At 71.1% G+C, this 5,276-nt stretch carries 6 protein-coding genes; 2 read left to right on the top strand and 4 right to left on the bottom strand.

The genetic code is table 11. From position 1 onward, the window contains the following. Window positions 1-782 (bottom strand): Flp pilus assembly protein CpaB (gene cpaB / locus G3573_RS19690; protein WP_163263378.1); only part of this gene is annotated, 782 nt, incomplete at its 3' end. A gap of 83 nt (window positions 783-865) precedes the next feature. After that, entirely contained in the window at window positions 866-1,084 is a 219-nt protein-coding gene (locus G3573_RS19685) for a Flp family type IVb pilin (RefSeq protein ID WP_163263377.1), read from the bottom strand. A 377-nt stretch (window positions 1,085-1,461) separates the two neighbouring features. Here G3573_RS19685 and G3573_RS19680 point away from each other — a divergent pair, with 377 nt between their 5' ends. Further along, window positions 1,462-2,340, top strand: a complete 879-nt coding sequence (locus G3573_RS19680) for a hypothetical protein (protein WP_163263376.1) — start codon at window positions 1,462-1,464, stop codon at window positions 2,338-2,340. A 173-nt stretch (window positions 2,341-2,513) separates the two neighbouring features. Beyond that, a complete protein-coding gene (locus tag G3573_RS19675; protein WP_163263375.1) occupies window positions 2,514-3,854 on the top strand; it encodes a CAP domain-containing protein in 1,341 nt (446 codons plus the stop codon). Window positions 3,855-3,913: 59 nt separating this feature from the next. Here the strand turns inward: G3573_RS19675 and G3573_RS19670 are convergent, their stop codons facing one another. Both G3573_RS19670 and G3573_RS19665 read right to left on the bottom strand, forming a co-directional pair. Next, window positions 3,914-4,999, bottom strand: coding sequence for a heparan-alpha-glucosaminide N-acetyltransferase domain-containing protein (locus tag G3573_RS19670; protein ID WP_163263374.1), 1,086 nt, complete (start codon window positions 4,997-4,999; stop codon window positions 3,914-3,916). Then, a partial coding sequence (locus tag G3573_RS19665) for a PTS transporter subunit EIIB (RefSeq protein ID WP_163263373.1) occupies window positions 4,999-5,276 on the bottom strand: 278 nt, incomplete at its 5' end. The genes G3573_RS19670 and G3573_RS19665, both read right to left, overlap by 1 nt.

Raw genomic sequence — 5,276 nt, 5'->3', positions numbered from 1 at the left:
TGGCGCGGCTGCTGCACCCGCACGACCTTGACCGGCTCCGGCGCGGCGGCCGCGCCCAGCCGCAGGTCGCCCACCCGCACGGTGCGCACCGCTTCGGACGGCGAGGTCGCCATGGCGTCGGCGGTGCCGCGCAGCGACAGCGACAAGGTCCCGACCTCCGCCGCGAGCGCCAGGCGCTGGGCCTGCTCGGGCGCCACTTCGATGGTCGCGGCCTTGGCCACGACCGGATCGTTCTTGTTCTCATTGGCGAGCTGGTCGACCGCCAGCACCCGCACGCCCTCGAGCAGGACGTCGGTGCGCATGTTGGTCCGCTCGCCCCGGTCGCCTTCCGTGCGGGTGACCAGCACGTCGACGAAGTCGCCCGGCAGGACAAAGCCGGCCACGCCGACCACGTCGTCCACGCGGATGGTCACCGCGCGCTTGCCGGCGTCGATGGCGCCCGACAGGGTCGCCCGGGCGCCGGGTCCGGAAATGCGCGAAGCCAGGATCGGCTCGTTGGCCGCGATGGGCCGCAGCGCCACGCGCGGCGAGCCGGTGGTCAGTTCCCCGACCGTCTTGAAGGCGCCGTCGGGTTGCGCGCCGGCCGGCCAGGCCTGGGCGCGCAGCAGTTCCGGCTTCAGGGTTTCGCCGAACTCGATCGGGCGAGACGCGACCACGACGACCGTCTGGTCCAGTTGCGTCGCCGGCGCCGATTTGGCCGCCGTAATCGTCCGCACGCCCCAAACAGCCGCGAGCCCCAGCACGAGGGCCACCGCCAACAGTCCCAGTCCAATAGCCCGCATGAGCCGTCCCCCCCTCGAAGTCCGTGAGATCGAGCGCAGGCGGACGGCCGCGAGGGCCGTCCGCCGCGAACCGGATCAGCCGATCAGCTGGCCACGGTGAAGTTGGTGTTGAGGTTGGTCCAAGCGGTCGAGACCTTGCCGCCGACCGCGCTGATCATCAGCACCGCGGCCACGGTGATCAGGCCGATGAGCAGCGAATACTCGACCATGCTGGCGCCGCTCTCGTCGTCGCGCAGACGCTGCAGATAGGCCTTCGCGTCGGCCGCCACGGCCGTAGCCTTCACGTAAGCTTTCAGAAGCATGCGAACCTCCTCCAGGATTGAAAAGTACGGAGACCAGCGAAGCCGCCCCCCCAGTCCGACAGGCACGCCTGTCACGGTCGGCCTCGCGGCTGACAGCTCGACCGTGGCACGGTCCACATCCGGGATTTTCGGGACGGCGACGCTTCCGGCGCCGCGTGCCGGGGCGCCAAGGTTAAGTATTGCTGAAGAAACGTTGCTTTCTGCCCGCCCGCGCCGCGAGATTTAGAATCCGCGTTGCGGAGAGCGTTGCGCGAAAATTCAGCTTTCGCGGAACGAAAGCTTGGCCGTGACGTTGAGGAGACCGTGTGCGGGATAGGGGGTTCGAGATGGACAGTGCCCCGTTCGCGTCTTCGCGCTTACCCACGTCTGCGTTCGCGATGGACATGGTCGCCGAGGCTCCCGCCACGGCGCCGAAGTCCGCGGGCGCCTTCTTCGATCGCGCGGCCTTCGCGGCCGCGGCCGCGGCCCTGATGGCCGGCGGGCCGCACGCCCGAGTGCTTCAGCGCGGCTGGCGCGAGACCGGCGGCCGGGTGGCCTTCGAACATCGCGGCCCGCACGGGCGCATCGCGGTCTCGACCTCGGCGCCGGACGCCGCGGCGGCCTGGGCGGACGTGGAAGAGTTCAGCGCGCTCACGCTCGACGCCCTGCTGGCCGTCGATCTGGCGGCCCGGGTCGACGCCGAGGCGGTGCTGCAGGCCAAGGCCTACGCTCGCTGCGGCGACGAACGCCGCGCCTTCCGCGCCCAGGTCGACGCCGAGCTCGACCGGCTGCGCCGCCTGCGCCTGCAGGTCGAAGGCGCGACCGAGGTCCGCACCCTCGCCGATTTCCTTCGCCCCGGCCCTGGCGCCGTGAGCCCCCGCCGCCCGCCGGCCGGTCCGTTGCGCTTCGATCACCGCTCCAACCGCGGCGCCGACGTGCTGGCCAAGAAGCTGGCGGTGTGGCTGTCGCTGCAGGAGGACGCCGAGGCCCGCAAGGCGCGACAGGTCCGCGCCGTGCTGGCCGCCATCGGCGAGTTGCCGGTCCACATCGGCGAACGCGGCGCGCGCAGCGGCCGCCTGGCCGATCGGTTCGACGAGGCGCTGATGCGGCTCGAGGAGGCGGGGCTGAGCCGGCTGCGCTATCGCGGCGAGAGCGCCTGCGCCGGCGACCGCTCGCGCGGCTGGATCACCCGCTGGTTGCGGCAGACGGTGGTGATCGAGCCTCAGCCGGGGATGGCTGCGCCGCAGACGCCCTTGCGCAGACCGGTCCTGAGCTGAGCTCAGCCGCTGCGGCCGCATGCCACGGCGCGATCCGGGGTTGAGCCCGGATCTGGCCACATCTGAGACACAGTCGGACGGCCCACTGCCGGTGCGCGTAATTCTGAAGCAAAATCATAGATTTGCGACAGGGTGACGCGAAGTAGACCGGACTAACAGAGGGGACGTTTTCCTTGTCTCAAGCCACCGCCTACGAGCAATTCATGCTCGAACTCGTCAACGCCGAACGCGCCAAGAAGGGCGCCCAACCCCTGGCGTTCGACGGCGACCTGAACGAAGCCGCCGAGACCCACAGCCAGTGGATGATCTCGACCGACACCTTCTCCCACACCGGCGCGAACGGGTCCGACGCCGGCGCCCGCATGACCTCGGCCGGCTATAACTTCTCCGGCTCCTGGGGCTGGGCCGAGAACATCGCCTACGCCACTACCCGCGCGCCGGCCGGCCTGCAGGACGAGGTGCAGCTGCTGCACACCAACCTGGTCAACTCGCCGGGCCACTACACCAACCTGATGAACCCGACCTACCGCGAGGTCGGCATCGGCTTCGAGACCGGCGACTACGGCGGGCGCGACACCGCCTTCGTGACCCAGGACTTCGCCAAGACCTCGACCAACCCGTTCCTGACCGGCGTCGCCTTCGACGACAAGGACGGCGACCACTTCTACGACGTCGGCGAGGGCCTGGCGGGGATGACCGTCACGGCCAAGAACGTCTCCACCGGCGTGGTGAAGAGCGCCGTCACCGAGACCGCCGGCGGCTATGACATGGAGCTGGGGGCCGGGACCTACTCGGTGACCTTCTCGGGCGGCGGCTTCGATGCCTTCACCAAGCAGGTGACGATCGGGACCGACAACGTGAAGGCGGACTGGATCGACCCGACCGCCGGCGCGTCGACGCCGACACCCACGCCGACTCCGACTCCGACTCCGACGCCTACTCCCACGCCGACGCCCACCCCGACCCCGACGACCATCACCGGCACCGAGACGGCGAACACGCTGTCCGGGACCGCCGGGAACGACGTCATGAAGGGTCTGGGCGGCAACGACACCCTGGGCGGCAAGGCCGGGAACGACCACCTGGACGGCGGCGCGGGCGGCGACTTCCTCTACGGGGACGCCGGGAACGACACCATCCTGGGCGGCGACGGAAACGACTGGATCTACGGCGGCGCCGGCGCCGACTCCTTGAGCGGCGGCGCCGGGCGCGACACCTTCGTGTTCGACGCGGCCTTCGCCGGGGCGGTCGACAAGATCACCGACTTCTCGTCGGTGGACGACACCATCCGCCTGGACGACGCGGTGTTCACCGGCCTGCACGGCGGCGGGCTAGCCTCGTCGGCGTTCTGGGCCGGCACGGCGGCGCACGACGCCACCGACCGGGTGATCTACGACAAGGCCACCGGATCGCTGTGGTTCGACGCCGACGGCACGGGCTCGGTCCAAGCCGTGAAGTTCGCGGAGGTGACCCCGAACTCGACCGTGACCTGGTCGGACTTCTTCGTGGTCTGACGGATCGCAGAGACCTGAAAGGGGCCGGCGTGTCGAAGGGCGCGCCGGCCCTTTTCGTATCAAGCCTTCACGATCCAGCCGCGCCGCTGCATGTGGCTGAGCGGCCACCAGCACAGGGCCAGGAAAGCCGCGACCGGGATGAGGGCGGCGGCCTGCGGTTGCAGCCAGGGCTCGCCCGCCCGGAACAGCACCGCGGCGACGTCCCAGCCCAGCACGACGGTGGCCAGATAGTGCAGGACGTAGGCGAACACGGCGTTGGCCCCAAACGCGGTCAGGAAGCCGGTCAGCGGCCCGCGCAGCCGCCACAGGTCGCAGACCACCACCGCCGCGCCCAGCACGACGAAGGTCAGGCCGGTCGACAGCAGCACGTAGCTGGACGTCCACACGCCCTTGATCAGCGGGAAGAACGGGGCCCAGACCATGCCGCCGACCACCAGCGCGACGCCGGCCGCGGTCAGGTCGCGCGCGGCGATCAGCGGACGTGCAGACCGTAGCCGCTCGCCCGCGGCCACGCCCAGCAGGCACTGGGCGATGGTCGGCAGGGTGCTGAGGATCCCCTCGGGATCGAAACCCAGCGGGCCCTTCTCATAGACGTGCACGCCCAGCACCGCCCGGTCGATCCAGCCTTCGAGATTGGCGCCGGCGACATGCAGGTCGGCCAGGCCGTCGGGCGTGGGGACCAGCAGCAGCGGCCAGTAGAGCAGCAAGGCGAGCCCGGCCAGCCACAGGCGCGTGCGCGGCCTCAGCCCGCGGTACAGCAGGGCCGCGGCGGCGTAGGCCAGGCCCAGCCGCTGCAGCACGCCGAACGGCCTGAAGGCGTTCGCCTGCATGTCGATCATCCAGTAGAGGTTCGACAGCACCAGGCCGATCAGGACCAGGCGCAGCGTGCGCGCCGCCACCCGCCCCGGGCCTTGCGCCGGCGCGATGCCGATCGACACGCCCATCAGCACGACGAAGGCCGGGAAGACCCAGTCGGCCAGGGTGAAGCCGATCCACTCGGCGTGCATCAGAAGCGGATAGACCGGGTCCTTGGCGACATAGTGCAGATAGGCCGCGGCGTTGACGACGATCATGCCGATGATCGTCAGGCCGCGGGTCGCGTCCAGCGAGACCAGCCGCTCAGCCGGGCGCGCCGCGGAGGTCATCAGGCGGGCTGCAGCAGGCCGCGCAGGGCTTCGGCCGCGGCTTCCGCCGAGGGGCCCAGAACCACGTGCACGCTGTGCGGGGCGGGCTTGACCACGCCGCGCACGCCCAGGGCCCGCACCGCCGCCTCGTCCACCCGGCCGGCCTCGGCCACCTCCACCCGCAGGCGGCTGGAGCAGGTCGACACCGCCCGCACGTTGCCGGCGCCGCCCAGGGCGGCCAGCAGGCCGGCGGCGGCCTTCGGGTCATAGGCGGCGCGCTTGGGCGACGCCGCCGGCG

Source organism: Caulobacter sp. 17J65-9, from assembly GCF_010975005.1.
Lineage (GTDB): Bacteria > Pseudomonadota > Alphaproteobacteria > Caulobacterales > Caulobacteraceae > 17J80-11.
Note: the sequence above shows the minus strand (reverse complement) of the source record. Positions and strands in the feature narration are given on the sequence as shown.